The sequence below is a fragment of the Streptomyces sp. NBC_01446 genome (assembly GCF_026340095.1).
GTDB lineage: Bacteria > Actinomycetota > Actinomycetes > Streptomycetales > Streptomycetaceae > Streptomyces > Streptomyces aureus.
The window spans coordinates 5,810,876-5,837,605 of the sequence record NZ_JAPEPO010000001.1 but is presented as its reverse complement, the minus strand read 5'-3'; the positions used below and the strand labels follow the sequence as shown (position 1 = coordinate 5,837,605).

21 protein-coding genes are annotated in these 26,730 nt (G+C 72.1%); 17 read left to right on the top strand and 4 right to left on the bottom strand.

Annotated elements, in window-relative coordinates; all coding sequences use genetic code 11:
* Window positions 1–33: 33 nt before the first annotated feature.
* Window positions 34–519: a hypothetical protein gene (locus tag OG456_RS26115; RefSeq protein ID WP_323136355.1), complete on the bottom strand. Its 486-nt coding sequence runs from the start codon at window positions 517–519 to the stop codon at window positions 34–36.
* A 145-nt stretch (window positions 520–664) separates the two neighbouring features.
* Between OG456_RS26115 and OG456_RS26110 the strand changes: the two genes are divergently transcribed.
* On the top strand, window positions 665–1,861 hold the full coding sequence (locus OG456_RS26110; RefSeq protein ID WP_266565005.1) for a winged helix DNA-binding domain-containing protein: 1,197 nt from the start codon (window positions 665–667) through the stop codon (window positions 1,859–1,861).
* Between the two features lie 59 nt (window positions 1,862–1,920).
* On the opposite strand, the gene OG456_RS26105 is transcribed toward OG456_RS26110, so the two are convergent.
* The gene (locus OG456_RS26105; RefSeq protein ID WP_266569434.1) at window positions 1,921–2,175 is read right to left on the bottom strand and encodes a hypothetical protein; all 255 of its coding nucleotides are present in this window, start codon (window positions 2,173–2,175) and stop codon (window positions 1,921–1,923) included.
* A gap of 157 nt (window positions 2,176–2,332) precedes the next feature.
* On the opposite strand from OG456_RS26105, the gene OG456_RS26100 reads away from it, so the two are divergent.
* The 8 genes from OG456_RS26100 (at window position 2,333) to OG456_RS26065 (ending at window position 10,693) form a co-directional block, all read left to right on the top strand.
* Window positions 2,333–2,695, top strand: a complete 363-nt coding sequence (locus OG456_RS26100; protein ID WP_266565003.1) for an arsenate reductase family protein — start codon at window positions 2,333–2,335, stop codon at window positions 2,693–2,695.
* 144 nt (window positions 2,696–2,839) lie between these two features.
* On the top strand, window positions 2,840–3,568 hold the full coding sequence (locus OG456_RS26095; RefSeq protein WP_266565001.1) for a hypothetical protein: 729 nt from the start codon (window positions 2,840–2,842) through the stop codon (window positions 3,566–3,568).
* Window positions 3,569–3,794: 226 nt separating this feature from the next.
* Window positions 3,795–4,826: a glutamine synthetase gene (glnII, locus tag OG456_RS26090; RefSeq protein WP_266564999.1), complete on the top strand. Its 1,032-nt coding sequence runs from the start codon at window positions 3,795–3,797 to the stop codon at window positions 4,824–4,826.
* Between the two features lie 387 nt (window positions 4,827–5,213).
* Window positions 5,214–5,822, top strand: coding sequence for a winged helix-turn-helix domain-containing protein (locus tag OG456_RS26085; protein ID WP_266564997.1), 609 nt, complete (start codon window positions 5,214–5,216; stop codon window positions 5,820–5,822).
* Between the two features lie 146 nt (window positions 5,823–5,968).
* The gene (locus OG456_RS26080) at window positions 5,969–6,976 is read left to right on the top strand and encodes an NAD-dependent epimerase/dehydratase family protein (RefSeq protein ID WP_266564995.1); all 1,008 of its coding nucleotides are present in this window, start codon (window positions 5,969–5,971) and stop codon (window positions 6,974–6,976) included.
* 214 nt (window positions 6,977–7,190) lie between these two features.
* Complete coding sequence (locus tag OG456_RS26075; protein ID WP_266564993.1) at window positions 7,191–8,480, top strand: sensor domain-containing protein; 1,290 nt, start codon at window positions 7,191–7,193, stop codon at window positions 8,478–8,480.
* Window positions 8,465–9,115 (top strand): response regulator transcription factor, encoded by a 651-nt coding sequence (locus OG456_RS26070; protein ID WP_266564991.1) that lies wholly within the window; start codon window positions 8,465–8,467, stop codon window positions 9,113–9,115. The genes OG456_RS26075 and OG456_RS26070 overlap by 16 nt, the downstream gene beginning before the upstream one ends.
* Window positions 9,116–9,181: 66 nt before the next feature.
* Complete coding sequence (locus OG456_RS26065; RefSeq protein ID WP_266564989.1) at window positions 9,182–10,693, top strand: DUF1996 domain-containing protein; 1,512 nt, start codon at window positions 9,182–9,184, stop codon at window positions 10,691–10,693.
* A 30-nt stretch (window positions 10,694–10,723) separates the two neighbouring features.
* On the opposite strand, the gene OG456_RS26060 is transcribed toward OG456_RS26065, so the two are convergent.
* The gene (locus OG456_RS26060) at window positions 10,724–11,185 is read right to left on the bottom strand and encodes a hypothetical protein (RefSeq protein ID WP_266564988.1); all 462 of its coding nucleotides are present in this window, start codon (window positions 11,183–11,185) and stop codon (window positions 10,724–10,726) included.
* 114 nt (window positions 11,186–11,299) lie between these two features.
* Here OG456_RS26060 and OG456_RS26055 point away from each other — a divergent pair, with 114 nt between their 5' ends.
* The 8 genes from OG456_RS26055 (at window position 11,300) to OG456_RS26020 (ending at window position 21,218) form a co-directional block, all read left to right on the top strand.
* Entirely contained in the window at window positions 11,300–14,401 is a 3,102-nt protein-coding gene (locus OG456_RS26055) for an alpha-N-acetylglucosaminidase (protein ID WP_266564987.1), read from the top strand.
* Window positions 14,402–14,477: 76 nt separating this feature from the next.
* The gene (locus OG456_RS26050; protein ID WP_266564985.1) at window positions 14,478–15,278 is read left to right on the top strand and encodes a tyrosine-protein phosphatase; all 801 of its coding nucleotides are present in this window, start codon (window positions 14,478–14,480) and stop codon (window positions 15,276–15,278) included.
* 74 nt (window positions 15,279–15,352) lie between these two features.
* A complete protein-coding gene (locus OG456_RS26045) occupies window positions 15,353–15,865 on the top strand; it encodes a tetratricopeptide repeat protein (protein ID WP_266564983.1) in 513 nt (170 codons plus the stop codon).
* A gap of 55 nt (window positions 15,866–15,920) precedes the next feature.
* Window positions 15,921–17,834 (top strand): hypothetical protein, encoded by a 1,914-nt coding sequence (locus OG456_RS26040; RefSeq protein ID WP_266564981.1) that lies wholly within the window; start codon window positions 15,921–15,923, stop codon window positions 17,832–17,834.
* A 97-nt stretch (window positions 17,835–17,931) separates the two neighbouring features.
* Entirely contained in the window at window positions 17,932–18,849 is a 918-nt protein-coding gene (locus OG456_RS26035; protein ID WP_266564979.1) for a metal-dependent hydrolase, read from the top strand.
* A gap of 2 nt (window positions 18,850–18,851) precedes the next feature.
* The gene (locus OG456_RS26030) at window positions 18,852–19,928 is read left to right on the top strand and encodes a PDR/VanB family oxidoreductase (protein WP_266564977.1); all 1,077 of its coding nucleotides are present in this window, start codon (window positions 18,852–18,854) and stop codon (window positions 19,926–19,928) included.
* A 56-nt stretch (window positions 19,929–19,984) separates the two neighbouring features.
* On the top strand, window positions 19,985–20,695 hold the full coding sequence (locus OG456_RS26025; protein ID WP_266564975.1) for a TetR/AcrR family transcriptional regulator: 711 nt from the start codon (window positions 19,985–19,987) through the stop codon (window positions 20,693–20,695).
* Window positions 20,696–20,699: 4 nt separating this feature from the next.
* A complete protein-coding gene (locus OG456_RS26020; RefSeq protein WP_266564973.1) occupies window positions 20,700–21,218 on the top strand; it encodes a GNAT family N-acetyltransferase in 519 nt (172 codons plus the stop codon).
* A 71-nt stretch (window positions 21,219–21,289) separates the two neighbouring features.
* Here the strand turns inward: OG456_RS26020 and pulA are convergent, their stop codons facing one another.
* Entirely contained in the window at window positions 21,290–26,623 is a 5,334-nt protein-coding gene (pulA, locus tag OG456_RS26015; RefSeq protein ID WP_266564971.1) for a pullulanase-type alpha-1,6-glucosidase, read from the bottom strand.
* Window positions 26,624–26,730: the final 107 nt, after the last annotated feature.

The following is a 26,730-nucleotide window of genomic DNA, read 5'->3' as shown; positions in this document are numbered from 1 at the left end:
CACCGTCCGCGTGGCCTGCGGAGCCGGTCACGGCTAGTGCCGCAGCGCTCGGCCGACGTCCGCTTTCACGTCGCCGGTGAGGTTGCGGTTGCTGCGGGCCGTCGCCTTCTTGGACTTGCCCTTGTCCACGTCGTCGACCGTGACCACGACCGTGTCGAGAAGATTGCCGCTGCTGTCGCGGAAGTTGACCTGTACCGCGTACGAGGCCTGGGACCCGGAGCTGTTGGTGGCGGTGACGGGGACCGTCAGCCGGTCGCCGTCCTTCGTCACGTCGCCCAGCGCGATGTCGCCCTTGGCGTTCACGCCGCCCTTGATACGGTCCAGCTCTTCCTGGGCCTTCGCCGTGGCCGACGCGACGACGTCACCGCCCCGGGACGCCGCGGACGACGCGGCGGACGCGGCTTTGGACACCGCGCCGGAGGGGCTGGAGTCGTTGTCCGAGCACCCGGCCACTACGAGCAGCACCGCCGCCACGAGCAGTCCGGCTGCCGCTCCCCGTATGCCACGTCCCGACATCATGCCTCCCGCTGCCAGTTCCGCTCACCCGTCATCTCAGTCAAGGCGGCCGGGGCCCGGGCGTCATGCCGGGTACGGCAAACAGGTGAATGCGCCCGGGCCCGGGCAGGATGGGGGCACGGTCGGCGAACAGTCCTGGGAGGACCTCGTGAGTGGTGGGCGGCGGCACATCGGGGCGCCGGAGCGGCGGGCCAGGCTCGCGGCCGGGCAGCGGCTCGCGCCGGCCGCGCGGGCGGGGTCCGCCGAGGAGGTCGCCGGGTCGCTCGTGGCGCTGCACGGCACGGACCCCGCCACCGTGTACCTGGCGGTGGGGGCGCGCCTCAGGGACCCGTCGAAGACGGTCGCCGATGTCGAGCGCGCCCTGTATACGGAGCGCTCCCTGGTGCGCATGCACGGCATGCGGCACACGGTGTTCGTGTTCCCCGCCGCGCTCACGGCCGTGGTGCACGCGTCGACGGGTGTGGCGGTCGCCGCGCGGGAGCGCGCCTCCTTCGTCAAGCATCTGGAGGCGGGCAGCGAGCACGACGCGGCATGGCTCGCGGACGTCGAGGCGGGCACCCTGGCGGCGATCGGGGCGCGCGGCGAGGCCACCGCGGCCGAACTCGCCCAGGACGAACCCCGGTTGCGTACGCAGCTGCTGTACGCGCCGGGCAAGAAGTACGAGGCGTGGCAGTCGATCTCGACGCGGCTGCTGCGCGTGCTCGGCATGGAAGGGCGCGTCGTGCGCGGGCGGCCCCGCGGGTCGTGGACGTCCAGCCAGTTCAGGTGGGCGCTCACGCCCGCGCATCCCGAACTCCCCGCGGCCGAGGCCCAGTCGGAACTCCTTCGGCACTGGCTCGGCTCGTGCGGTCCGGCCACGGAAGCCGACCTCAAGTGGTGGACGGGGTGGAAGGTCAGCGACGTACGCAGGGCGCTCGCCGCCGCCGGGGCGGTCGAGGTGGAGCTGGACGAGGGGGCCGGGTTCGTGCTCCCCGACGCCGTCGAGCCGGTCACCACCGACGCCGAGCCGTGGGCGGCCCTGCTCCCGGGGCTCGACCCGAGCGCGATGGGCTGGCAGCAGCGCGACTGGTATCTGCCGCCGGAGCTGCGGGCGCCGCTCTTCGACGGGGCGGGCAACATCGGGCCCACCGTGTGGTGGGACGGGCGGATCGCCGGCGGATGGGCTCAGGGCAAGGACGGCGTCATCCGGTGGCGGCTGCTCGCGGATGTGGGCCGGGAGGCCGCGGCCGCCGTCGGGGCGGAGGCCGCGCGGCTCCAGGAGTGGGTGGGCGAGGCGCGGGTCACTCCCCGCTTCCGTACGCCTCTGGAGAAGGAGCTGGCGGGACCGGCGCCGGCGAAGAAGTGAGAACTGCCGTGCGCCGCCCGCCCGTCGAAAGACACACGGGCGGGCGGCGCACCTGGCCGTCAGCGGCTGTAGCGCATCAACGCGCGCACCATGTGGCAGGTGATGTCCGACGGCGGATGGATGCCGACGCGCTCCGCCGTGCTCCGTATCGTCCGGTTGTGGGCCTGGTTCGGAAGGTAGACGCCCGCGTCGAGCAGGGCGATCGCGAGGCGCATGGCCTTGAGGCGGCGGTTGTGCGTGATGTACCAGTCACGCGGCCGTCCCGCGGGCAGGGCCTTCTTTTCGAGTGGCTTGCCGGGCAGGTCGATCAGCATCGGTGCGGCAGCGGGCACAGACATCCTCCTGTCGCGGGAGGGAGACCTTCCGAGGCCCTCCGCGGCCCCGGACGCTCCCTCGAACACTGCTTCTATTCTACTGCCGGGCACTGACAATAGCCGCTGGCCACAAGGCCTTTCCCGTACCTTTGGCCCCATGGAAATCTGGATCAACCCCGCCTGTTCGAAGTGCCGCAGCGCGCTCTCCCTGCTCGACGCGGAAGGCGCCGAATACACGGTGCGGCGCTACCTGGAGGACGTGCCGTCCGAGGACGACATCCGCGCCGTTCTGGAGCGGCTCGGGCTCGAGCCGTGGGACATCACGCGGACGCAGGAGGCCGACGCGAAGGAGCTCGGCCTGAAGGACTGGGCGCGGGACGCGGGTTCGCGCGACCGGTGGATCGCGGCGCTCTCCGCGCACCCGAAGCTCATCCAGCGGCCGATCATCACGGCGGAGGACGGTACGGCCGTGGTGGCGCGCAGCGAGGACGCGGTCCGGGACGCGCTCGGACGCCACTGAGCCGCGACGGGCTCGCCTCATGCACCCAACTCTCGTGTGACGTACGTTACTTGAGCTCCCCTGGGGTCAGTTGAGTTCCGCCCTCCAGTTTCCCGTACGTAACGGTGCGCGCACCGACGTTCGTAACGACGACAGGAGGCGGACATGTCCCGCAGGAGAAGGATGGGCCCCCGGAAGAAGGCCGCGCTCGCGGTGAGCGCGGCCCTCGTCGCCGGAGGCGCGGCGTTCGCGCTCGCCAGTACGGGCAATGCGGCGCCGGTCGCGCAGAACGCCCAGGTCTGCCAGGGACTGGAGACCGCGATCGCCAACAACCAGAAGTTCATCGACGGGCAGCGGGCCGCCCCGGACGCGCAGTCCGAGGCCCGCATCGCCAACCGTGAAGCGGTCATCGCCGAGATCCGGCGCAAGGAGGCGGCGTCCGGCTGCGAGGCCGGGGACGGAGCCGGGGCCGGAGCGCAGGCCGGATCCGGTGCTGATGACGCGGCGGGGGCCGGAGCGCAGGCCGGGGACGGTGCTGATGACGCGGCCGGCGGCACGGAGACCGTGACGGCCGCACCGCCGGACACGGTCACCGCCGAGCCCGACCCCACTGACGCCGCCGGTGGCGCCGGAGGGGACGCCGCCGGTGAGCAGGTCTGTGCCGGTTCGACCGTGACGCTGTCCGGTGAGGGCGGCGCGCCCGCCGCGTCCAGCGGGCAGTTCCCGGCCGGCACGAAGCTCAAGGTCACCAACCTGGACAACGGCAAGTCCACGTCCGTCGAGGTCACCTCCGTCTCCGGGAGCTGCGTCCTGCTGAACAACTCGGCGTTCGAGCAGGTCCGCGAACCGGGCAAATTCCTCATCCGCAACGCACGTATAGAGAAGGTGGGCTGACCCCACAGGCCTGCGGCCCCGGCCCGCGCGCGTGCCCCCATGACGTGCGCGGGCCGGGGCCGCCCTTCGAAACGTGACTCCGGCCACAAAGGGGCCCGGGTAACACGGGGTTCACATACGGGCAACGGACGGGAAATCGCCTGTTGACAGTCTGCGGAGCAGCACACCGAGGCGCCGCACCCGCACATGACTGCGCCGTACAGACCCACCCGAAGGATGTGGCCCCGTGACGTTCAAGGCTGAGTACATCTGGATCGACGGCACCCAGCCGACGGCCAAGCTCCGCTCGAAGACGAAGGTAATCGCGGGTTCCGCGCCGGCGCTCGAAGAGCTGCCGATCTGGGGCTTCGACGGTTCGAGCACCAGCCAGGCCAAGGGTCACGCCTCCGACCGCGTACTGCGCCCCGTCGCCTCCTACCCGGACCCGATCCGCGGCGGCGACGACATCCTCGTCCTGTGCGAGGTCCTGAACATCGACATGACGCCGCACGAGTCCAACACGCGTGCCGCGCTCGCCGAGGTCGCGGAGCAGTTCGCCGCGCAGGAGTCGATCTTCGGCATCGAGCAGGAGTACACGTTCTTCGAGGGCGAGCGCCCGCTCGGCTTCCCCGTGGGCGGCTTCCCGGCCGCGCAGGGCGGCTACTACTGCGGCGTCGGCGCGGACGAGATCTTCGGCCGCGACGTCGTCGAGGCGCACCTGGACAACTGCCTCAAGGCGGGTCTCGGGATCTCCGGCATCAACGCCGAGGTCATGCCCGGCCAGTGGGAGTTCCAGGTCGGCCCGCTCGCCCCGCTCGAGGTCTCCGACCAGCTGTGGGTGGCCCGCTGGCTGCTGTACCGCACCGCCGAGGACTTCAACATCTCCGCGACCCTCGACCCGAAGCCGGTCAAGGGCGACTGGAACGGCGCGGGCGCGCACACCAACTTCTCCACGAAGGCGATGCGCGAGGGCTACGACGCGATCATCACCGCGTGCGAGTCGCTCGGCGAGGGCTCGAAGCCGATGGACCACGTCAAGAACTACGGCGCGGGCATCGACGACCGTCTGACGGGTCTGCACGAGACCGCCCCGTGGAACGAGTACAGCTACGGCGTCTCCGACCGCGGCGCCTCGGTCCGCATCCCGTGGCAGGTCGAGAAGGACGGCAAGGGCTACATCGAGGACCGTCGTCCGAACGCGAACGTCGACCCGTACGTCGTGACGCGCCTGATCGTCGACACCTGCTGCAGCGCTCTGGAGAAGGCCGGCCAGGTCTGATCCCCGGCTCCTGTTTCCCGAAGGGCGCCCACCGGTCCGGTGGGCGCCCTTCGCGCTGCCCGTCCGGAGAGCCGCGCGGAACGTCAAGTTCACGCCAAGGTGCCGTCCGACCGGTGAGAGGGGGGTCCTGCCCCGCGAACCCGTCTGCTTCAATGGGGGCATGGCCAGCTTCCAGAACACCGCGACGGGTCGCCACGACCTCGAGCCCTTCTGGCCTTCCCGTCAGCACCACGACTTCGACCGGGTGTGTTGCCGCGCGGAGAACGCGCAGGCCCTCTAAAGCCGACTCACCCCGGCGTTCGGCCCGCGCGCACGACGTAGGTCCTTCTGCGACCTCGCAGTTCTCGACGATCTCGATGACTCCTCGCGCGAAAGAGTTGACCACTCATGGCGAACACCCCTTCCTTCTCCACCGCTTCCTCCATGACCGCCGCCCCCTCCCCCGCTGTCTCCGGCCGCCACCGGCTGCGCGCCGTCGACCGGGACGAGGTGGTCGACGTCGCGGACTTCCTGCCGCCGGGCGCGACCTGGCTGCCCGCTCCCCCGCACACCCTGCCCACGCTCCCCGGCCGGCCGCCGATGATCGGCTACCTGGTGCTCGTACCCGCGGACCAGCAGCCTCTGCTCCCGGTGCCCGACGCGCCCGGTCCCCGGCCCGAAGCCGCGTCGCAGAACACCGGCACCGACGCCGGAACCGGCACCGACGCCCTCGTCGGCATCGACGGCGTGCAGCGCACCGCGTGGGTCGACGGGCGCCAACTCGACCTGACGTACCTGGAGTTCGAGCTGCTCGCGCACCTCGTCGCGCACCCGCACCGGGTGCACACCCGCGACCAGCTCGTGACCACGGTGTGGGGCTACGGGCACGTGGGCGACGGACGGACGGTCGACGTCCATGTCGCGCGGCTGCGGCGCAAGCTCGGGGCCGAGCACCGTCAGGTGATCCAGACGGTGCGGCGGGTGGGGTACAAGTACGCCCCGCCGGCGACGCGGTGACCGACGGACGGTGACCGACGGGCGGGGTGCCGCCCTCCGGCCTCCCCCGGCCTCCCCCGGCCTCCCCCGGCCTCCCCCGGCCGATTCGTTCTCCCACGAGCAGAAACCGATCCCCTGACGCACCGCGAGCGGGCAGAGTCACCGGCATGAGACTTCTGGTACTCGGCGGTTCGGAATTCGTGGGGCGCGCCGTGGTGGAGGCCGCGGTCGCCCGGTCCTGGGACGTGACGGTGTTCCATCGCGGGCGGCACGCGGCGCCTGAAGGGGTGCGGTCCCTGCACGGGGACCGCACCCTGGCAGACACGGACGGCGGGCTCGCCGCGCTCGCGCGCAGCGACGGCGAGTGGGACGTCGTCGTCGACACCTGGGCCGCCGCGCCCCGTGCGGTCCGCGACTCCGCCCGGCTGCTCGCGGGGCGTGCGGGCCGCTACGTATACGTGTCCAGCTCGTCCGTGTACGAGTGGGCGCCCCCGCCCGGCTACACCGAGGACGCCCCGGTCGTCACCGGTGCCTCGCCCGACGCGGAGCAGACGGACTACGCGCGGGACAAGCGGGGCGGTGAGCTCGCAGCGGTCGACGCGTTCGGCGCGGACCGCTCCCTGCTGGTGCGGTGCGGTCTGATCCTCGGCCCCTACGAGAACATCGGCCGGCTCCCGTGGTGGCTGGCCCGGATGGCGCGGGGCGGCCCCGTGCTCGCCCCCGGCCCCCGCGAACTGCCGCTCCAGTACATCGACGTGCGCGACCTCGCCACCTGGGTCCTCGACGCGGCGCAGGCCGGACTGAGCGGCCCGTACACCCTGATCAGCCCCTCCGGGCACACCACCATGGGAGGGCTGCTCGACGCCTGCGCCCGGGTCACCGGGGGTGACGCCGACCTGCGCTGGACCGACCCCGAGGTGATCACCGCGGCCGGGATCGAGCCGTGGATGCAGCTGCCGGTGTGGGTGCCTCCGGGCAGCGACATGCATGCCGCGCTGCACAGCGGTGACGTGGCGAAGGCGATCGCGGCGGGGCTGCGGTGCCGACCCGTCGAGGAGACCGTCGCCGACACCTGGGCCTGGCTGGAGTCCATAGGCGGGACGGCACCCCAGCGCCCGGACCGCCCGGTGCTCGGCCTCGACCCGGCGACGGAGGCCAAGGTGCTGGCGACCTGAGGCCTGGGGGCCGGGGCCTGGGGCCTGGGGCCTGGGGCCTGGGGGCCGGGGCTTGGAGACCTGAGGCCTGGAGGCCGGGGCCTGGAGGCCGGGGCCTGGGGGTTCTTGGGGTGGTGCCAGGTACACCCCCGGACGGGTGCCCGGCCCCATGCCCCGTACGGCCCCGGCCGGGGAGACTGGGGGCGTACGGACCGGGCGGTGGACGGAGAGCGGGATGGACGCGTCGGGCAAGGGCCGCGGGCGGGCGCGCCGCGCACTGGTCGCGGGGGCGCGCGGCCTCGTGCTGGCAGTGGTGGGGTTGGCCGGGTCGCTCACCCTCTTCGTCCTGTCCGTCCTCTCGATCGTGTTCATCGTCCTGGGCGTCGGTGTGCTCACCACTCCGGCCGTGCTCTCCCTGGTCAGGTCCTGGGCGAACTGGCGGCGCGTCGTCGCCGCCGAGTGGTACGGGATCCGCATCCCGGCGGCGTACCGGCCCTTCCCCGCCGACGTGCGGACCGGGGTCGTGGGGCCGGCGGAGCGGTGCCGGCTGATGCTCGGGGACCCGGCGACCTGGCGCGACCTGCTGTGGCTCCTGGTCGACATGACGGCCGGTTTCGTGACCGCGCTCCTGCCGGCCGCGCTCATCGTCTATCCACTGGAGGGGTACGCCCTCGCCGCCGGTCTGTGGCGCGTCTTCACGGACGGCACGCACGTCGGCTGGTGGTACGGGTTCGTGCCCATCAGCGGTCAGGGCTCCGCGTTCCAGGCCGCCGCTCTCGCCACCGCGCTTCTCGTGGCCGGCTACTTCCTGGCCCCGGCCCTGCTGCGGGTCCACTTCCTCCTCGCCCGCGCGGTCCTCACGCCCGAGTCGGGTGAACTGGCCGCCCGTGTCCAGGTGTTGACGCAGACGCGGCGCGACGCGGTCGACACCTCGGCCGCGGAGCTGCGCCGCATCGAGCGCGACCTGCACGACGGAGCGCAGGCCCGCCTGGTCGCCATGGGCATGGACCTCGGCACGATCGAGGCACTGGTCGAGAAGAACCCGCAGAAGGCCAAGGAGCTGCTCGCGCAGGCCCGCAAGTCCTCGGCCGAAGCCCTCACCGAGCTGCGTGACCTGGTCCGCGGCATCCATCCGCCGGTCCTCGCCGAGCGCGGCCTCGGCGACGCGGTGAAGGCGCTCGCCCTGCGGCTGCCGGTCACCACCGACGTCGACGTGGACCTGCCGGGCCGCGCCGAGGCGCCCGTCGAGTCGGCGGCGTACTTCGCCGTCAGCGAGGTCCTCACGAACGCCGTCAAGCACTCGGGGGCCGACCGCGTCTGGGTCGACGTGCACCACACCGGCGCGACGGGCATGCTGCGGATCGCCGTCACCGACAACGGGAAGGGCGGCGCGAGCGTCGGGGCCGGGTCGGGACTGAGCGGGATCGAGCGCCGGCTCGGTACATTCGACGGCATCCTCGCCGTCAGCTCCCCCGCGGGCGGTCCGACCATGGTGACGATGGAGATTCCTTGCGCGTTGTCCTAGCCGAAGATCTCTTCCTGCTCCGCGACGGCCTGGTGCGGATGCTGGAGGCGTACGACTTCGACGTCGTCGCGGCCGTCGAGAGCGGGCCCGAACTGACGAAGGCCCTGGCCGAGTTGGAGCCCGACGTCGCCGTGGTCGACGTACGGCTGCCGCCCTCGCACACGGACGAAGGGCTGCAGTGCGCGCTCGCCGCGCGGCGGGCGCGGCCCGGGCTGCCGGTCCTCGTCCTGTCGCAGCACGTGGAGCAGCTGTACGCGCGCGAGTTGCTCGCCGACGGGAACGGCGGGATCGGCTATCTGCTGAAGGACCGGGTGTTCGACGCGGACCAGTTCGTCGACGCGGTGCGCCGGGTCGCCGCGGGCGGGACCGCGATGGACCCCCAGGTGATCCAGCAGCTTCTTTCGCGGCGGGCCGCACAGGCGCCGCTCGGCGGTCTGACACCGCGCGAAATGGAGGTTCTGGAACTCATGGCGCAGGGCCGGTCGAATGCGGCCATCGCGGGCCAACTCGTCGTCACGGAACGGGCGATCGCGAAACACACCTCCAATATCTTTCTGAAGCTGGGACTTCCGGTGTCGGACGACGACAACCGGCGCGTTCTCGCCGTCATCGCCTATCTGGATCAGGGCCGTTGAGAATCCGGCGGGAAATCACCGGCGCTCTCTTTGAACAAGGAGCCCTCGTGTTGCGTACGTAGCCCCATGGGACGCACATCACGAAAACGGCGCTCGTCACTCGCGACGCGCATGACGGTCGCGTCGGCCGCACTGCTCCTGGGTGGAGGAGGGCTGGTCGCGGTGAACGTCTACGCGTCCGCCCACGAGGAGAACCCGGCGCAGCGCGGCGACGGAGCGCAGCAGCAACAGCAACAGGTCGCCACGATCGACTGCCCCGACGTGGGCAACGGGCTGTCCGACGTACCGGACGCCGCGCGGTCGGAGGTCGACGGCGAACTGGCCACGATGGACAGCCAGATCACCGAGTCGTACCAGCGCCTCGCGGCCTCGCGGGACGCGGCGGCACGGGACCCCGACTTCGTGCAGAACAGCATTCTGCAGCCGTTGAAGGAGCGGCGTTCGACCCTCATCGACCGGATCGGCCTGGAGATCAGCCGGGCGGGCGGTACGGCGCCCGAGGGCATGAAGGACCTCGCGGCCTGCACGGCCAGGTCGGCCGGCACCGACGGCAGCCCCCCGGCGGGCTCGGCCGCTCCGTCCGCCCCCGCGGACGGAGGCCAGGAGGACGGCGGTCAGCAAGGGGACGGCGGTCAGCAGGGTGACGGCCAGGGCGACGGCCAGCAGGGTGACGGCGGTCAGCAGAACGGCAACGGCCCCGACGCCTCCGACTTCGTCGACATCAACTCCGTCCAGCCCAACGTCAAGGCGCCGCGCAACCAGCGCGCCGCCTCCCGGGGCACGTTCACCACGAAATGCGGGCGCAACGAGAACGGCAAGTTCAATCCCGACAACGTCATCGTGGCGCCCGGCGTGAGCAATGGTGCGCACCATATGCACGACTACGTGGGAAACCAGGCGAACGACGCTTTCGCCAGTGACGACGATCTTGCGAATGGCGACACGAGCTGCCGCAATCAGGGTGACAAGTCGACCTATTACTGGCCTGTTCTGCGCCTCCAGAACGGAAAGGACGAGAACGACGCTCAGGCCGACGGCGGCGGCAAGGACCAGAATGTCGGCGAGATCCAGACCCCTGCCTCGGTCACGCTGAAGTTCGTCGGAAATCCGGCCGGCAAGGTCGTCGCCATGCCGCGGTTCCTGCGCATCATCACCGGTGACGCCAAGGCCTTCACCAACGGCGACGCGAACGCGAACGCGTCCTGGAGCTGCACCGGCTTCGAGGACCGCCAGCTGAAGGACAAGTACCCGATCTGTCCCGAAGGCAGCAAGGTCGTGCGGTCGTTCAAGTTCCAGAGCTGCTGGGACGGGCGCAACACCGACAGCGCCAACCACCGTACGCACGTCGCCTTCGCCGACCCCGGCAGCGGGGCCTGCCCGCAGGGCTTCCAGGCGATCCCGCAGCTGCAGCAGCGCATCGTGTACGACGTCCCGCCCGGCCCCGGCTTCGCCGTCGACTCGTTCCCCGAGCAGCTGCACAAGCCCGTGACCGACCACGGCGACTTCATCAACGTCTTCGACGACGGCCTGATGAAGCGCGTCGCGAGCTGCATCAACCGGGGTCAGCGCTGTACCTGACGCCCTGACCCCCCGTCGACTGCTGCGCGGTCAGCTCGCGCGGTGACCGTAGTGCCCGGAGTGCCCGTCCTCCTCTTGACCCCCGCCACCATTACTCCCCGAGTGGTGCGAGGAGGACTTCTCCACGGTCCCGCCGAGCCGACCGCGCAGCGCTGTGACCGCCTTGTCGCCGCCGACCGCGATCCAGCGGCGGCCGATCAGATACGTGCCGCCGTAGTCGTCGGCCTGGTCGAGCCACTCGGCCTGGCCGCGGTCGGTGGCGAAGGTCGCGAGGATGTAGCGGTCGGCGCCGTCGCCGCAGGTGGCCTGGCGCAGCTCGTCGGCGTCCGTCTGGATGTCGGGCCTGCATTTCGCCCTGGCCGCGAGCTGTTCCAGGCTGCCGGTCGCGGTCTTCGGCATGGTGTCACCGTGCGATCCGCAGCCGGTCAGGACCGCCAGCGAGACCATCGCTCCCGTCACCCATATGCGCCGCATGCGTCGCGTCATTCCCATCGTTTCCTTCCGTCCCGTGCGGCGACACGAACTCGCCAGCTCCGTACACACCGTTGAGCGAGGGGGATCACAGGGTTACCGTGCGCCGCATCATCCGACGCAGGGGGCACACCTATGACCGCACCGTCGCGACGTTCCGTCCTCGGCACCGCCGGCGCCATCGGCCTGGGAGCCGCCGCGGGGTTCCCCGTCACGGCTCACGCCGCCGAGGGCCCTGCCTTCGATACGGCTCCCGCACGCTCCGCACTCAACAGACTGCTCCCCGGGCACGCGGACCAGTTCAGCCTCGGACTCCTCTCCCCGCAGGGCGGCGACCGGTTCCGGGTCACCGGCACCCGGGGAAAGATCGCGGTGTCCGGTACGACACCGGCCGTGCTGCTCACGGGAGTTCACTGGTATCTCAAGTACGTCTGCGGAGCGCACATCACGTGGAACGGCAGCCAGCTCGACCTGCCGAAGACGCTGCCGGCGCCCCCGCGCCCGCTGGAGAGATCCACCGCGCTCCCCCACCGGTTCGCGCTCAACGACACGAACGACGGCTACACCGCGCCGTACGCCGACTGGCCGTACTGGGAGCGGATGATCGACGTGCTCGCGCTGCACGGCTGCAACGAGGTCCTCGTCATCGCGGGCACGGAGGCCGTGTACGAGCGCGTCCTGAAGGACTTCGGGTACAGCGACGCGGAGTCGCGCGCCTGGCTGCCGGCGCCCACGCACCAGCCGTGGTGGCTCCTGCAGAACCTGTCGGGGTACGGCGGACCGCTCTCGCCCGAACTCATCGCGAAGCGCGTGGAGCTGGGCCGGAAGATCACCGGCAGGCTGCGCGAGCTCGGCATGGCGCCCGTGTTCCCCGGCTACTACGGGCATGTCCCCCACGGCTTCGTGGAACGCAACGGCGGCGACGCGCACGTCGTGCCGCAGGGCACCTGGCACGGCTTCGACCGGCCCGACTGGCTCGACCCGCGCACCCGGTCCTTCGCCGACGTGGCCGCCTCGTTCTACGGGCATCAGCGGGACCTGTTCGGCGTGGCCGGGCACTTCAAGATGGACCTGCTGCACGAGGGCGGCACCGCCGGTGACGTGCCCGTGCCGGACGCGGCGCGGGGCGTGGAGAAGGCCCTCCAGAAGGCGCACCCGGGAGCCACGTGGGTGATTCTCGGCTGGGAGGCCAACCCGCTGCCCGCGCTGATCGACGCGATCGACAAGAAGCGCATGCTGATCGTCGACGGCGTCTCCGACCGCTTCACGACCGTCACCGACCGCGAGAAGGACTGGGGCGGCGCTCCGTACGCGTTCGGCACGATCCCGAACTTCGGCGGGCGGACCACCATCGGCGCCCGCGCCCACATCTGGAACGAGAAGTTCTTCGCGTGGCGCGACAAGGCGGGCAGCGCGCTCACCGGCACGGCCTTCATGCCGGAGGGCACCGACCGCGACCCGGCGGCCTTCGAGCTGTTCTCCGAACTCGCGTGGACCGGGAGCAAGATGGACCGGGCGGCCTGGTTCTCCGGGTACGCCGACTTCCGCTACGGCGGCCGGGACGCGCACGCGCGGACCGCCTGGCGCGCCCTGCACGACACCGCGTACCAGCACAACGCGGTGGAGCGCAGCGACGCGCACGACTCGCTGTTCTGCGCCCGGCCCGACCTGGCCGCGAACCGGGCCGCCGAGTACGCGCCCCGCGCCCTCACCTACGATCCGGGGCGCTTCGACGCGGCCCTGAGCGGGCTTCTCGGCGTGGCCGGCGGGCTGCGGAGCTCCGCCGCGTACAAGTACGACCTGGTGGACGTGGCGCGGCAGGCGCTCGCGCACCGCTCGCGGCAGCTCCTGCCGCAGCTGCGGGCCGCCTACGCGCGAAAGGACCGGGACGCGTTCCGGGCCCTGGCGACGCTGTGGCTGAAGCTGATGCGGCTGTCCGACGACGTGACCGGGACGCATCCGGCGTTCCTGCTCGGGCCGTGGATCGACGACGCGCGGCGGCTCGCGACGAGCGACGGCGAGCGCGTCGAGTTCGAGCGCACGGCCAAGGTGCTCATCACGGTGTGGGGCGACCGCGCCACCTCCGATCCGGGGAACCTGCACGAGTACGCCAACCGCGAGTGGCACGGCCTGATGTCCGACTTCTACGTGCCGCGCTGGCAGAAGTGGCTGGACGCCCTGGAGGACGCGCTGGCCACCGGGTCGGCGCCCGCGGCCGTCGACTGGTTCGCGTTCGAGGAGCGGTGGACCCTGGAGCGCAAGGACTATCCGCTGCGGCCCATCGGGGACGCGTACAAGACGGCCGCGCGCGTGCGTGACGTGCTCGCGCGGGCGCCCTACCAGGGCTCGCTGACCGTCACCGCCCAGCCGGCCGCCTTCCCGCCCGGCGGGCACGCGCGTGTGGAGGCCGCTTTCCGCAACGTCAACGGGCTGCGGGCGACCGGCCGCGTGGACTTCACCCTGTCGGGCGTCGACGCCGCGCCCGAGGGCCCCACGTCCCTGCCGAGCGTCGCGCCCGCGGGCACGGGCAGGGTCCGCTGGCAGGCGAGCGCCCCCGGCACGCCCCTGGACCGGCCGCTGCGTCCCCTGCCGTACGAGCTCTCCGTGCGGTACGGGCCGCAGGGCGAGGACCGGGTGACGTCGGTCCACGCGGGCACGCTCTTCGAGGCCGGGCCGCTCGGCGACGCCTGGCGGACCGTCACCAACAACGCCGCCGTCTTCGGGCGGTTGGGCGACCGGTACGCGATCGACGGGGCCGGCGCCGACCTGTGGAAGGGGACCACGGAGTTCGGCTCGGCGTACCGCGAGGGCGGCTTCGCCGACGGGTCGTCGGTACAGGTGAAGGTGACCGCGCAGGCCGCCACGGGCGCGTGGGCGCGGGCGGGCCTCATCGTCCGCGACTCCCTGGCGACGCCGGGCTCCCCGGGGTTCCTGAACCTGTCCGTGACGCCGTCCAACGGGGTCGTGCTGTCGTACGACACGAACGGGGACGGCACGCTCGACACGTACCGGCGCATCACCGGGATCAAGGCGCCTGTGACGCTGAGGCTGACGCGGTACGGCGGCTCGTACACGGGTGAGTGCTCGACGGACGACGGGGTGACCTGGCGGACCGTGGCGAGCGTGGCGGTGCCGGGGGCGTCGGCGACACAGGACGTGGGGCTCTTCATGACGGCGACGAACGGGGGCGGCGGGGCGCGCGGCACCGTGGAGTTCGACGGCTGGCGGCTCGGGTAGGGCTTGGCGCTGGGTCAGAATGGGCGGGACAAAAGCCGTGTATCCGGTCACGGCTGCGACCTCTGGAGTCCCGCCCATGCCCGCGATCCCCTCCACCACCGTCGCCAACCTCCGTGACCTCGGCGGGATCCCGCTGCCCGGCGGCCGCGCCGTACGCCCGGGCCTCGCCCTGCGGGCCGGGCAGCTCGACCGGCTCGACCCCGCCGCCGATCCGGCGTTCTCCGCGCTCGGCATCCGCACGATCGTGGACTTCCGCACGAACGCCGAGCGCGCCTCCTACCCGGACCACGTCCCCGAAGGCGTCCATGTCCTGGTCGCGGACGCGCTCGCCGACAAGATCGCCCAGACGGGAGCCGCGCCCGCCGTCGCGCAGCTCAAGCAGGTCCTGTCCGACCCGGCACTCGCCGACGAGAAGCTCGGCGGCGGGCGCGCCGAGGCGCTCTTCGCCGACACCTACCGCGCCCTCGTCTCGACGAAGTCCGCGCAGGCCGCCTACCGCACGCTCCTGACCGAACTGGCCGACCCCGACACGGGCCCGCTGCTCTTCCACTGCACCGCGGGCAAGGACCGCACCGGCTGGGCCACGACGGTCGTCCTGACGCTCCTCGGCGCGGACGCGGCGGCCCTGGAGGCGGAGTACCTGTCGGTCAACTCGGCGGTACGGGAGGCCTTCGCGCCGCTCGTCGAGGGGTTCACCGCGCAGGGCGGCGACCCGGAGATCGCACTCGCGCTGATCGGCGTACGGGCGTCGTACCTGCATGCCGCGCAGGACGAGGTGGTGGCGCGGTACGGGGACTTCGAGAGGTACGTGCGCGAAGGGCTCGGGGTGCCGGACGAGGCGGTGGAGCGGATCCGGCAGCGGCTGACGGCCGGGTGAAGCGGGGCGCGGGTGGCTCGGGATCTCGGAGAAACCCCGGTGCCGCGTGGGCGCATCCGTGCCATGGTGACCCGATGAGCAGCGAAGACTGGGAAGCGCGCCTGGCCGCGACATGGGCAAGCATCGACGGCTACGACGAGTCCACCGCGGGCGACTTCCGCGCCGCCATCGACGACCTCGTCGCCGAGCTGCCGGACGGCAGCCCGATCGGCCCGTTCGAGCGCGGCAGCGCCTTCGACTCGACCGGCCACTCGGACCGGGCCGTGCCGCTGTACCAGGAGGCCCTGAAACTCGGCCTGTCCGGCTACCGGGGCCGCCGCGCGAAGATCCAGCTCTCCAGTTCCCTGCGCAACATCGGCCGGCCGGAGGACGGTGTGGCGCTTCTCACCCCCGAACTCGACGCGCCCTCCGACGAGTTGGACGACGCCGTGCGCGCCACGCTGGCGTTGTGCCTGTCCGGCCTGGGCCGGGACCGCGAGGGCCTGTCGCTCGTGCTCGGCGCGCTGGCGCCCCATCTGCCCCGATACCAGAGGTCGATGGCGAATTACGCCCGCCTGCTGGTCGAACCGGAGCCGGAGCCGGGGTGACACCGTGAAGTGACCATCCGACGATTCGCTCGTTCAGCTGAACGTGCAGTCGAAGGTGCAGTCACAGGATGTCGTCCCCCGTCCCGGTCCGGTCGTCGACGTGGAGCAGGCCGAGGCCGCTCTCGTCGAGCACTACCCGCGGCTCGTCCGGCTCGCCTATCTGGTGCTCCCGCCCAGCCTCGGCCGCAACCGCCGGGTGCTCACGGCGCACTCCCTGACCCAGCGCGCCCTGCCGCGCGCGCGTACCTCGGCCGACGCCGCGGCCGTCCCGGCGCCCCGCACCGCCGAGGGGCGCAACGGCGATCCGGGCTACGGCTTCGTACGGCTCAGGGTCCTGCGCACCGCCCTCGACGCGGGCCGCCCGCTGCGGCGCAGGGCCTGGCCGCGGCGCTCGCAGCTGCCGCCGCTGCTCCCCCAGGTGTGGGGCCTGCGGCTCTTCCCGCGCTCGGGCGGTGCCGACGAACTGGCCCTGGACCAGGGGCTGTCCGCGCTCAGCGGCCCCGGCCGCGCCGCCTTCGTCCTGCGCGGTCTCGAACGGCTCGACGACAGGGCCGTACGGAACATGCTGGAAGCGGCCGGCGCCGAGGACCCGGACGCGGCGCTCGCCGAGGCGGACGGCGTGGCCTTGCCCGCGGGCAAGGACGCGCTCGCCCTGCTGGAGTCGACCGAGTTCGACCCGTGTTCGCTCCAGGCCAGGCCGCCGGACCTCATGCGGCGCAGGCAGCACGTGAAGGCCGTGATCGCGGCCGCCGCGGCGACGCTGGTGTGCGGGGCGCTGCTCGGCCTGCCGGGCGGCGGCTGGGCACCGGACGGGGCCGCGGCGCCCGCGTACGCGCAGAACCCGGCGGGCCTGGCCGCCCTGGATCCCGGCAGGTTGACGAGGGTCCCGGCCACGGCGTGGCAGACGTCGGCCCGCACGGACTTCTCCGTCTGGCCCGCGCGCGGCTCCCTGACCGGCGACCGGCCGCTGCTGCGGCGCGCTCTCGCGGTCTGGGCCCGGCCCGGGGGCTCCGTCCAGGTCTCCGCGACACCGGGCACCCAGGCCGGCGCCCCGCCCGGACCCCCTCAGCTGCTGTACGCGGGCGAGGTCGACCAGGCGCGGATCGTGCTCTTCTACGACGGGCTGCGCATCGTGCGGTACGCGGAGCCGAAGGACGGCACGAGCGGCGCCGCGCTCGACTTCGCGCGGGCGGACGGCGCCACGGGCCCGGAGGCGGGCGCCCTGGTCGTGGACCGGGCCGACGGCAACGTGCGCTATCTGACGGCGCCCTGGGTGCGCGGCGCCGCCGTGCGGAACCTGCTGAAACCGTCGGCGGCACCGATGCCGCTCGGCCGCGCCCCCGACGGCGTGACGGCCCCGTTCGCCAGCCCGGCGCTCGCCCGCGACTGCAGGTCCTGGAACGCTCTCGCGCTGCGGGACGACGCGGGCACGCGGCTCTCGACCGACCTCGGCGAGCTCGTGCCCGCGCATCTCACCGCGGGACGCCCCGGCGCGCCGCGCGAGGCGGTCGCTGCCGACTGGCAGCACTCGGCGTGCTCCCTCACCTCCGTACGCTCGCACGGCGTGCGCACCGTCAACTTTTGGGCGTACGCGCGCCAGCAGCTCCCCGAGGGCAGCGGCGCGGCGGACTGGGCGTGCGCGCGGGCCGACACCTGGCGGGGCGGCGGGGCGCGGACGCTGGCCCTGTTCACGGCGCCCGGCGGGACGACGGCGGCGGTCGCCGCGAAGTCGGAGGGGACCCCGGCCTGCGGCAGCCGGGACCCGCTGGTCCTCGCGGGCGTGCTGTGGAAGTCGCGGGGCGGCACCTGGTACGTGGTGGCCGCCGCGAGCAGGCAGGTCACGTCGATCGCGTCGTCGGGCGGCGCCCGCGCCACGGACAACGTCCTGGCCGCGCGGACCCGGCAGGGAGCCAGGACGAAGCTGACCGGCCGCACGGCGACGGGCCGCGAGGTGGGCGCCCTGCGCTGAACGCGCGGCGCCCCGGGTCACCCCTTGCTGACACGTCCGTAAAGAAAAGGGTGCACGAGGGCTGTACCCGTCCCCTACCCGTCAGTACATTGACGCCATGTCTAATACGCAGAGCCGGGCACCGCGGCCCGTCGCTGACGAGCGCGTCGCGCTCAAGGCACGCAGGGTCTCCTTCTCCTGGGACAGGACACCGCTGCACTGGATACCGGACGACCCGTTCACCACGCACACGATCAACGTGCTGCATCTCCTGCTGCCCGCCGGAGAGCGGTGGTTCGTGCACGTCTACAAGCAGGTCCTGCCGTACATCCGCGACGACCGGCTCCGCGAGGACGTGATCGGGTTCATCGGCCAGGAGGCCATGCACTCGCAGGCCCACGACGAGGTGCTGCCGCACCTCAAGGAGCAGGGGCTCGACCCGACCCCGTACACCGCTCAGGTCGACTGGTTCTTCGAGAAGCTGCTCGGTGACCGGACGCTGCCGCCGGGGCGGGCGCGCGAGTGGTGGCTGATGGAGCGGGTCGCGCTCATCGCCGCGATCGAGCACTACACGGCGTTCCTCGGCGACTGGGTGCTCAACGCGGACGAGCTGGACCGCAAGGGCGCGGACCCCACGATGCTGGACCTGCTGCGCTGGCACGGCGCGGAGGAGGTCGAGCACCGCTCGGTCGCCTTCGAGCTGTTCGAGCACGTCGACGGCGGCTACCGGCGCCGGGTGCGGACCTGGGCGCTCGCGTTCTCGGCGCTGATGTTCCTGTGGCAGCGCGGGGCGCGCTTCTTCATGGAGAACGACCCGACGGTGCTCGACGGCAAGGCGTCGTTCAAGGAGTTCTACCGGGGCGGGAAGCGGGGCGTCCTGCCCTCGACGGGCGCCATGGTGAAGTCCATCCCGCGCTACCTCAGCCGCTCCTACCACCCCTCCCAAGAGGGCAGCACCGCGCAGGCGGTCGCCTATCTGGCCGGCTCCCCCGCCGCGACGGCGGCGGAAGCCCGGACCCCGAACGGAGCCGTCTGACCATGCCCCGCCTCCGCACCCCACGGCTGCGTACCGTCCTGCTCGTCACCGGCTCCGCCCTGCTCGCGCGCCGCGCCCTGCGCCGCCGCATCCAGGCGTCCCCGCTGTGGCCGATGCCCGCCCTTGAGGAGCCCGTCTCGGGGCGTCCGCGCGCGCGTGCCCTGCGGCTCCTCGTCACCCGGCACGAGTCCGTCGCCGACGGTGTCGTCCAACTGCGCCTGGAGGGCCAGGACCTGCCCGCCTGGGAGCCGGGCGCGCATCTCGACCTCGTCCTGCCGTCGGGGCTGATCCGGCAGTACTCGCTGTGCGGCGACCCCGAGGACACCTCTTCGTACACCGTCGCGACGCGGCTCATCGCGGACGGCAGGGGCGGTTCGCGCGAGGTGCACGAGCAGCTCCAGGAGGGGTCGGAGATCGAGGTGCGCGGGCCGCGCAACCGCTTCCCCCTCGCCGCCGGCGCCCCGTCGTACGTGTTCGTCGCGGGCGGCATCGGCATCACGCCGATCCTGCCGATGCTGCGGGCCCTCGAAGCCCGGGGCGCCGACTGGCGGCTGCTGTACGCGGGCCGAACGCGCGCGTCGATGCCGTTCCTGGAGGAAGCGGAGAAGCTCGGCGGCGAGCGGGGCCGGGTGAGCGTCGTCGCCGAGGACGAGGGCGGGCGCCCCGATCTCGCCGGCCTGCTCGCGGACTCGGCGCCGGACACCGCGGTCTACTGCTGCGGGCCCGAGGGTCTGATGGAGGCGGTGGCCGCGGCGCTTCCGGGCCACTGCGAGCTGCATCTGGAACGGTTCGCGCCGCACACGTCGGCCGACGGGAACGGCCCGTTCGAGGTCGAACTGCGCCGCAGCGGCCGTACCGTCCCCGTACCTGCGGGCACTTCGGTGCTCGCGGCGGTGCGCGCCGAGGTGCCGAACGTGTCGTACTCCTGTGAGCAGGGGTTCTGCGGGACGTGCCAACAGCGGGTCCTGGAGGGCGAGGTCGACCACAGGGACGAGCTGCTCACGGACTCGGAGCGTGACGACTCGATGCTGATCTGTGTCTCCCGGGCGCGCGGTGAGCGCCTCGTGCTCGACCTGTGACCGGCTCGCGCGGACGTGCTCCGCACGAGGCCGGAATCGCTCGGTAGGGTGTTCGTATGACAACCGGGGTGCGCCGCAGGATGGGAGTCGAGGAGCGGCGGCAGCAGTTGATCGGGGTCGCACTCGAACTGTTCAGCCACCGCTCCCCCGACGACGTCTCCATCGACGAGATAGCCGCGGCCGCGGGCATTTCCCGGCCGCTGGTCTACCACTACTTCCCGGGCAAACTCAGCCTGTACGAGGCGGCGTTGAGGCGCGCGGCGGACGATCTCGCGCAGCGCTTCGAGGAGCCGCACGACGGTCCGCTCGGGGCCCGGCTCATCCGGGTCATGGGGCGGTTCTTCGACTTCGTGGACGAGCACGGGCCCGGCTTCTCGGCCCTGATGCGGGGCGGCCCCGCCGTCGGCTCGTCGACGACGAACGCGCTCATCGACTCGGTCCGGCAGGCCGCGTACGTCCAGATCCTCATGCACCTCGGCGTCACCGACCCGCCACCCCGCCTCGAACTGGTGGTGCGGTCGTGGATCTCGCTCGCCGAGTCCACGGCGCTGATCTGGCTGGACGGGCGGCGCATCCCGCGCCGCGAGCTGGAGGCGCAGCTCGTGCACGACTTCGCGGCGCTCGCCGCGGTGAGCGCCGCGTACGACGAGGAGATGGCGGGTCTGCTGCGCCACATCCTGGCCGACGAGCCGGCCGACGGGACGTTCGGCGACCTCATCGGGCGCCTTGTCGCCCTCGCGCCCGCTCCCGCCCCTTCGGGATCATGACTCCATGACGCCACGACTCACGTTCCGCGGGGCATCCGACGGACCCGAAGACCTCACCGCGCTCGTCGCCCTGTACGACGGTGCGGCGCGCTGGATGGTGGAGCAGGGCATCGACCAGTGGCAGCCCGGCGAGAAGACCGAGGACCACTTCCGCCTCCGGATCAAGGAGGGCGAGGTGTGGTTCGCCGACGACGCGCAGGGCGCCGGGGTCGGCGCGTACGAGCTGTGGTGGGACGACGAGCCCGCGTGGGGTGTCCGGCCGCCCGAGGCCGGCTATGTGCACCGCCTCATGGTGCGGCGCGGCGCCCCGGCCGGTACCGGACGCGCGCTGCTCGCACACGCCGAGGAGCGGGTCGCCGCCGCGGGCCGCGCCCTGTGCCGCCTGGACTGTGTGTCGACGAACCCCCGGCTGCGGGCCTACTACGAGCGCGCGGGCTACGCGGTCGTGGGCGAGCAGCCGTTCAAGTCGGGCGCGGGTGGCAGCAAGTACGCGGTGACGCTCATGGAGAAGCGGGTCGGCTGACGCGGACGCGGACGCCCGGCACGGCGGGGTCTGTCACCCCTGCCGTGCCGGGCGTCCGGCTTTCCTTCCGGTCAGCGCGTGAACACCGCCACCGTGCGCGCCGGGACCTTGAACGTTCCCGAACCGGCGTCGTACGAGGCGGACTTCACCACGGGATCGGCGCCCGCCACCTGCACCGGGTGCAGCCGGTACGACGTGCCCGCGGCCGCGCCGACGCGCTGTTCCTGTGTCTTCGGCGTGGCGTTGAAGACGACGACGAGGTCACCGAGTCGCATGGTGATCACCCCGGGCGTCTCCTCCTTGCCGGAGAGCGGGAAGGACAGCTTCTCCTGCACCTGCCCGGCCGTTGCGAGGCCGAACGTCGGCTCCGTGGTGCGGATCTTCAGCAGGTCCCGGTACGCGGCGGACGTCCCTTCGATGTCCGCGCACTTCGCGGCGGGCACCGAGGTCAGCAGGGGTGTGGCGTAGGGCCACTTGTCCTTGTTGTCGGCGGCCGGCGGGAGTCCGCGCCCGAAGCCGTTGCCGTCGCGGCAGTCCCAGTGGATGGCGTTGAACCAGTCACCGCTGTCGAAGGAGTTGCGGTCGAGGGACTTGGAGCGCAGCAGGTCGGTGCCGGCCTGGGAGAGCGCGGGACCCTGCGAGAGCGCGGCTGTCGCGAGGGCGAGGACCTGCATGCGCGAGCGGTCCGCGGGGGTGGTGGAGGCGGGCAGTTTGTAGGTGAGCGCGTCGTAGAGCGACTCGTTGTCGTGGGCGTCGGCGTAGGCGAGGGCGTCGCCCGGCGCGTCGGCGTATCCGGCGGGTGCGCCGTTGTAGTCGACGTCCGCACCCTTGACCGTGCGGCCGTCGCTGCCGGTGAAGGTGTAGGCGGCGAGGTTCCCCGTCAGGCCGACCTTGATCAGGTCCTGGTAGTGCAGGAGGCGGGCCTTCTGCTCGGCCTCGGTGCCGTTCGCCTTCGAGGAGTTGGGGTCGGTGTAGAGGCCGGAGGCGAAGCCCTGGACGCCGGGGTCGGCGTCGAAGGGGCTGCCACCGCGCACGGCGTCGCGGGCCCGGTCGGAGAAGGTGGCGATGCCGGTGCCCGCCATGTTCTTCTGCGTGGCCTGCACGAAGCGGGCGTCGTCGGCGACCTCGCCGAAGTTCCAGCCCTCCCCGTAGAGGATGATCTTCTTCCCGTCGACGCCGTCCTTCTCGACGGTGAGCGCGTCGAGGGCCTTCCTGACGGCGAGGATGTTGGCCTTGGGGTGGTGTCCCATCAGGTCGAAGCGGAAGCCGTCGACCTTGTACTCCTTGGCCCAGGTGACGATCGAGTCGACGACGAGCTTGCCCATCATCGCGTTCTCGGGGGCGGTGTTCGCGCAGCACGTGGAGGTGGCGACGGAGCCGTCGGCCAGGAGGCGCTGGTAGTAGCCGGGCACGATGCGGTCGAGCACGGACGTCTTGGCCTGGCCGCTCGCGGCGGTGTGGTTGTAGACGACGTCCATGACGACGCGCAGCCCGTCCGCGTTCAGGGACCCGACCATCTTGCGGAACTCGACGGTGCGTGCGGTGCCGTCCGGGTCACTGGCGTAGGAGCCTTCGGGGACGGTGTAGTGGTACGGGTCGTAGCCCCAGTTGTAGGCGTCCTTGGCCGCGCTCTTGCCGACGCACTCCTGCTGCTGCTCCGAGGCCGCCCCGTACGTGGTCAAGTCACAGTCCGGGGTGACCTGTTCGGACTTCTTCTCGGGGATCGTGGCGATGTCGAACGCGGGCAGGAGGTGCACGTACGACGTGCCGGCCTTCGCGAGTTCGCGCAGGTGCCGGCTGCCCTTGCTGTCCTTGTCGGCGAAGGCGAGGTAGGTGCCGGGGTGCTTGGCCGTGCGGTCCTCGACGGAGAAGTCGCGGATGTGGAGTTCCTGGATCTGCGCGTCGCGCAGCGGCACGGCCTTCGGCTTCTTCAGCGCCGACCAGCCGGACGGGGCGAGGTTCTTCGCGTCGAGGTCGACGACGAGGCTGCGCTCCGAGTCGGCGGTGAGGGCGGTGGAGTACGGGTCGGTGACCTTGTTCGTGACGATCTTCTGGACGCTGGGCGCCCAGACCTTCACGGCGTAGCGGTACTGCTTGCCCTGCCAGGAGCGCGGGCCCTTCACGGACCAGACGCCGGTCGCGCCGTCGCGGCGCATGGCGACGGTGCGTCCGTCGAGGTCGAGGGCGACGGACTGGGCAGTGGGCGCCCAGACGGACAGGGTCACTGCATCCTTGGTGAAGACGGGTCCGAGTGACGCCTCGGCGGCCTTCTGCGCGTACAGATCGTCGAGAACTCCCGCTGTCTGTGCGCCCGTCGCGGTGACGAGCGCGCCGTTGGCGATACGGCGGGTGAGGATCAGCTGGCTCTTCAGGGCGTCGCCGACCCGGTCGCGGTCACGGGGGTCGACGGCGTAGGCGTCGTACTTCTTCAGCTGCGGGAAGCGGGCGAGCTGGGCGTCGGTGAGCCCGCCTGCCGCCTTGTTCAGGCGCAGCCACTGCCCTTCGCTGCTCAGCGCTCCGTCCTTGACGGTGATGCCGCCGTCTCGGGCGTAGACGAGCTGGGCGGACAGGGCCGCCGTGCCGTCCGACGGCAGGGCGACCGTGTCGCGGTCGATCCACTGCGCCTCGGACTTCGTGAGGTCGAGGTCGGGCGCTCCGCCGGTCTGCGGCAGGACGGGGCGGGGCTGTCCGGCGAGGAGCCAGACCTCGTTGCCGTTGGCGGCGAGGTCGAGGGACTGGTCGGTGGGCAGATCCTTCTCGTCGCCCTTGTGCAGGATGTAGCTCAGTGACGTCGCGCCGTCGGCGAGCGGCACCTCGAAGGTGACGCCGTACGCGTCCGGCTTCCCGGAGTTCACGGGTTCGAGCGGCCTGGACCAGTCGGTGGGGTTCTTGGCGCCGGTCCAGGTGTGCAGTCCCCAGCCGTCGTAGTCGCCGTCGGCGCGGTGGTAGTGCAGGACGGCCTTGGTCTTGTCCTGCGGCGGGTAGGTGCCGTCGGGGGCGGTCGTGGCCTGGCCGTCCTTGCCCTGCTCGACCCAGACCTCGCCGGTCGCGCCGAGGTCGACGGTGCGCTGGGGCCCGTCGGCAGCGCCGTTCTTCTCGACGGTGTACGTGAGGCTGCCGGAGCCGGCATCGTCGGCGAGCTTCACCCAGGCGAAGGCGCCGTACGCGTCACGGCCGGTGAAGTCCCCTGTTCCGGACGACGACTTGAGCTGCCAGCCGTCATAGTCGCCGCCGGTCCGCTTGTAGTGCACGACGGCGTAGGCGCGGTCGACGGCGCTGGGCTTCGCGGGCTCGGGCGCCTGCCCCGCCGTCGTCGCGGCGAGGTCACTGGCGGTGCGTCCGGCGCGGTCGACCACAACTGCCTTGTACCGCAGAGGTGTTCCGGATGCCACCGCGTCGGGGATGTGCTGGGTGATCCGGTACGGCGCGTGGTCGACGGAGCCGAGGGTGTGCCAGGCGCCGTTGCCGGTCTGGGCGGCGAAGACGACGCGGTCCAGCTGTCCGCCGTCGGTGTCGGCCTGGAGGGTCACGGTGCCGGTGGCCCCGGCGGCGGGGGCGTGGAGGGTGACCGAGGGCTTGGCGGCGGGGGCGGGCAGGGGCTTGGCGGCCTGGTAGACGACGGCGGAACCGGCCGGCACGGTGACGGTGACGTTCTTGTCGGAGCCGCTGGTCACGGGCTTGTCGGTGCCGTAGAGACCGTCGAAGCGGGTGCCGGACGAGCCGGTCGCGAAGGTGGCGTCCTTGGCCTCGGCGGCGTTGTTGAGCGCCACGACGTACTCGGTGCCGGTCTTCGCGTCCGTGCGCGAGAACGCGTACACGGAGCCCTTGGCATAGCGCTCGGTCTGGACGCCGTCGGCCAGGGCCGGGTTGTCCTTGCGGAGCTTTCCGAGAGCGGCGATCTCCTTGTAGAGCGGCGCGCTCGTGTCGTAGGAGTCCTCGGCGTGGGTGCGGTTGGTGCCCAGTTCGTCGTCGTCGAGGTAGTCGTCGACCTTGGAGGCGAACATGGTCTGCCGTGCGTCCTTGTCGCCGCCGGAGCCGGTGAAGCCCTGCTCGTCGCCGTAGTAGACGACGGGGTTGCCGCGCGACAGGAACATCACGGCGTTGGCGAGCTTGTCGCGCCGCACGAGTTCGGCGTCGGACGCCTTCGCGTCGTCGGCCTTGAGGAAGGACCCGATGCGGCCCATGTCGTGGTTGCCGAGGAACGTGACCTGCTCGTACGCGTTCGCCTTGCCGGAGGCGTACTTGTAGTCGTCGGCGAAGACCTTGGCGAGCCGGTCGGCGGAGGCGCCCTGGGAGGCGTAGGCGCGGGCCGCGTCCTGGAAGGGGAAGTCGAGGGTCGCGTCGAGGCGGCCGCGGGTGACGTACGGGGACGTGACGTCGGTGTCGGCGGAGTACACCTCGCCGAACATGAAGAAGTCGGGCCTGCCGTGCTTCTTCGCGTACGCGTCGAGGGCGGTGGCCCACTGGGTCCAGAAGTCCAGGTCGACGTGTTTGACGGTGTCGATGCGGAACCCGTCTATGTCGAAGTCCCGCACCCACCGCTCGTAGATCTTCTCCATGCCGGAGACGACCTCGGGCCGCTCGGTCCACAGGTCGTCGAGCCCGCCGAAGTCGCCGTACTCGGCGCTCTCCCCGGCGAAGGTGGAGTCGCCCCGGTTGTGGTACATCGCGGGGTCGTTGAGCCAGGCGGGCACCTTCTGCCCGGTGTTCTTCGGGGTGTACGGGAACGAGTCGGCGTCGACCTTGCGCACGCCGTCCCGGTCGTCGAAGGGGCGGCCCTGGGTGTCGAGGTAGGGGTAGGCGCCCTTGGGGCGGTAGCCGTACTCCTTCTCGGCGTAGTCGACGGTGTCGGCGGTGTGGTTGGTGATGACGTCGAAGAAGACCTTCATGCCCTTGGCGTGCGCGCGGGCGATCAGCTTCGTGAGGTCCGCGTTGGTGCCGAAGTGCGGGTCGACCTGCGTGAAGTCGGTGATCCAGTAGCCGTGGTACCCGGCGGAGGCGTCCTTGCCCTCGCCCTGGACGGGCCGGTTCTTGAAGATCGGGGCGAGCCAGATGGAGGTGGTGCCGAGGCCCTTGATGTAGTCGAGCCGCTCGGTCAGGCCCTTGAGGTCGCCGCCCTGGTAGAAGCCCTTGTCCGTGGGGTCGTAGCCGGTGGCCGAGCGTGAACCGGTCAGCCCGCCGCGGTCGTTGGAGGTGTCGCCGTTCGCGAAGCGGTCCGGCATGACGAAGTAGAACTGCTCGCGCGTGAGGTCGTGCCGCGCGGGCGCGGCGGCGAGCCGGGCGTCGGACGGGGGCGCGGGCGGCTTCTGGGCGGCCGCCGCCAGGGGCAGGGCCGGGGCCAGGGCCGCGCACAGGGCGACGGCGAGGACGGCCGCTGTTCTTCGCGGCAGGGCGGGGCGTATCACGGGTACTCCTCGACGGGAGGGCGGCGGGAGGGACACAGGGGTGCGCGGACAGGGCCGCCCGGCGCGAGCGGGGAGGACGCGCCGGGCAGCCGGAACGGGGGTTACCG

Bases quoted from the DNA above. Each gene is read 5' to 3' on its own strand.
- OG456_RS26105 (WP_266569434.1), bottom strand. From the start codon at position 2,175: ATGCTGATCGACCTGCCCGGCAAGCCACTCGAAAAGAAGGCCCTGCCC.
- OG456_RS26075 (WP_266564993.1), top strand. From the start codon at position 7,191: ATGGACGCGTCGGGCAAGGGCCGCGGGCGGGCGCGCCGCGCACTGGTC.
- OG456_RS26115 (WP_323136355.1), bottom strand. From the start codon at position 519: ATGATGTCGGGACGTGGCATACGGGGAGCGGCAGCCGGACTGCTCGTG.
- OG456_RS26050 (WP_266564985.1), top strand. From the start codon at position 14,478: ATGCCCGCGATCCCCTCCACCACCGTCGCCAACCTCCGTGACCTCGGC.
- OG456_RS26095 (WP_266565001.1), top strand. From the start codon at position 2,840: ATGTCCCGCAGGAGAAGGATGGGCCCCCGGAAGAAGGCCGCGCTCGCG.
- OG456_RS26030 (WP_266564977.1), top strand. From the start codon at position 18,852: ATGCCCCGCCTCCGCACCCCACGGCTGCGTACCGTCCTGCTCGTCACC.
- OG456_RS26065 (WP_266564989.1), top strand. From the start codon at position 9,182: ATGGGACGCACATCACGAAAACGGCGCTCGTCACTCGCGACGCGCATG.
- OG456_RS26025 (WP_266564975.1), top strand. From the start codon at position 19,985: ATGACAACCGGGGTGCGCCGCAGGATGGGAGTCGAGGAGCGGCGGCAG.
- OG456_RS26100 (WP_266565003.1), top strand. From the start codon at position 2,333: ATGGAAATCTGGATCAACCCCGCCTGTTCGAAGTGCCGCAGCGCGCTC.
- OG456_RS26060 (WP_266564988.1), bottom strand. From the start codon at position 11,185: ATGGGAATGACGCGACGCATGCGGCGCATATGGGTGACGGGAGCGATG.
- OG456_RS26080 (WP_266564995.1), top strand. From the start codon at position 5,969: ATGAGACTTCTGGTACTCGGCGGTTCGGAATTCGTGGGGCGCGCCGTG.
- OG456_RS26045 (WP_266564983.1), top strand. From the start codon at position 15,353: ATGAGCAGCGAAGACTGGGAAGCGCGCCTGGCCGCGACATGGGCAAGC.
- OG456_RS26020 (WP_266564973.1), top strand. From the start codon at position 20,700: ATGACGCCACGACTCACGTTCCGCGGGGCATCCGACGGACCCGAAGAC.
- OG456_RS26055 (WP_266564987.1), top strand. From the start codon at position 11,300: ATGACCGCACCGTCGCGACGTTCCGTCCTCGGCACCGCCGGCGCCATC.
- OG456_RS26085 (WP_266564997.1), top strand. From the start codon at position 5,214: ATGGCGAACACCCCTTCCTTCTCCACCGCTTCCTCCATGACCGCCGCC.
- OG456_RS26035 (WP_266564979.1), top strand. From the start codon at position 17,932: ATGTCTAATACGCAGAGCCGGGCACCGCGGCCCGTCGCTGACGAGCGC.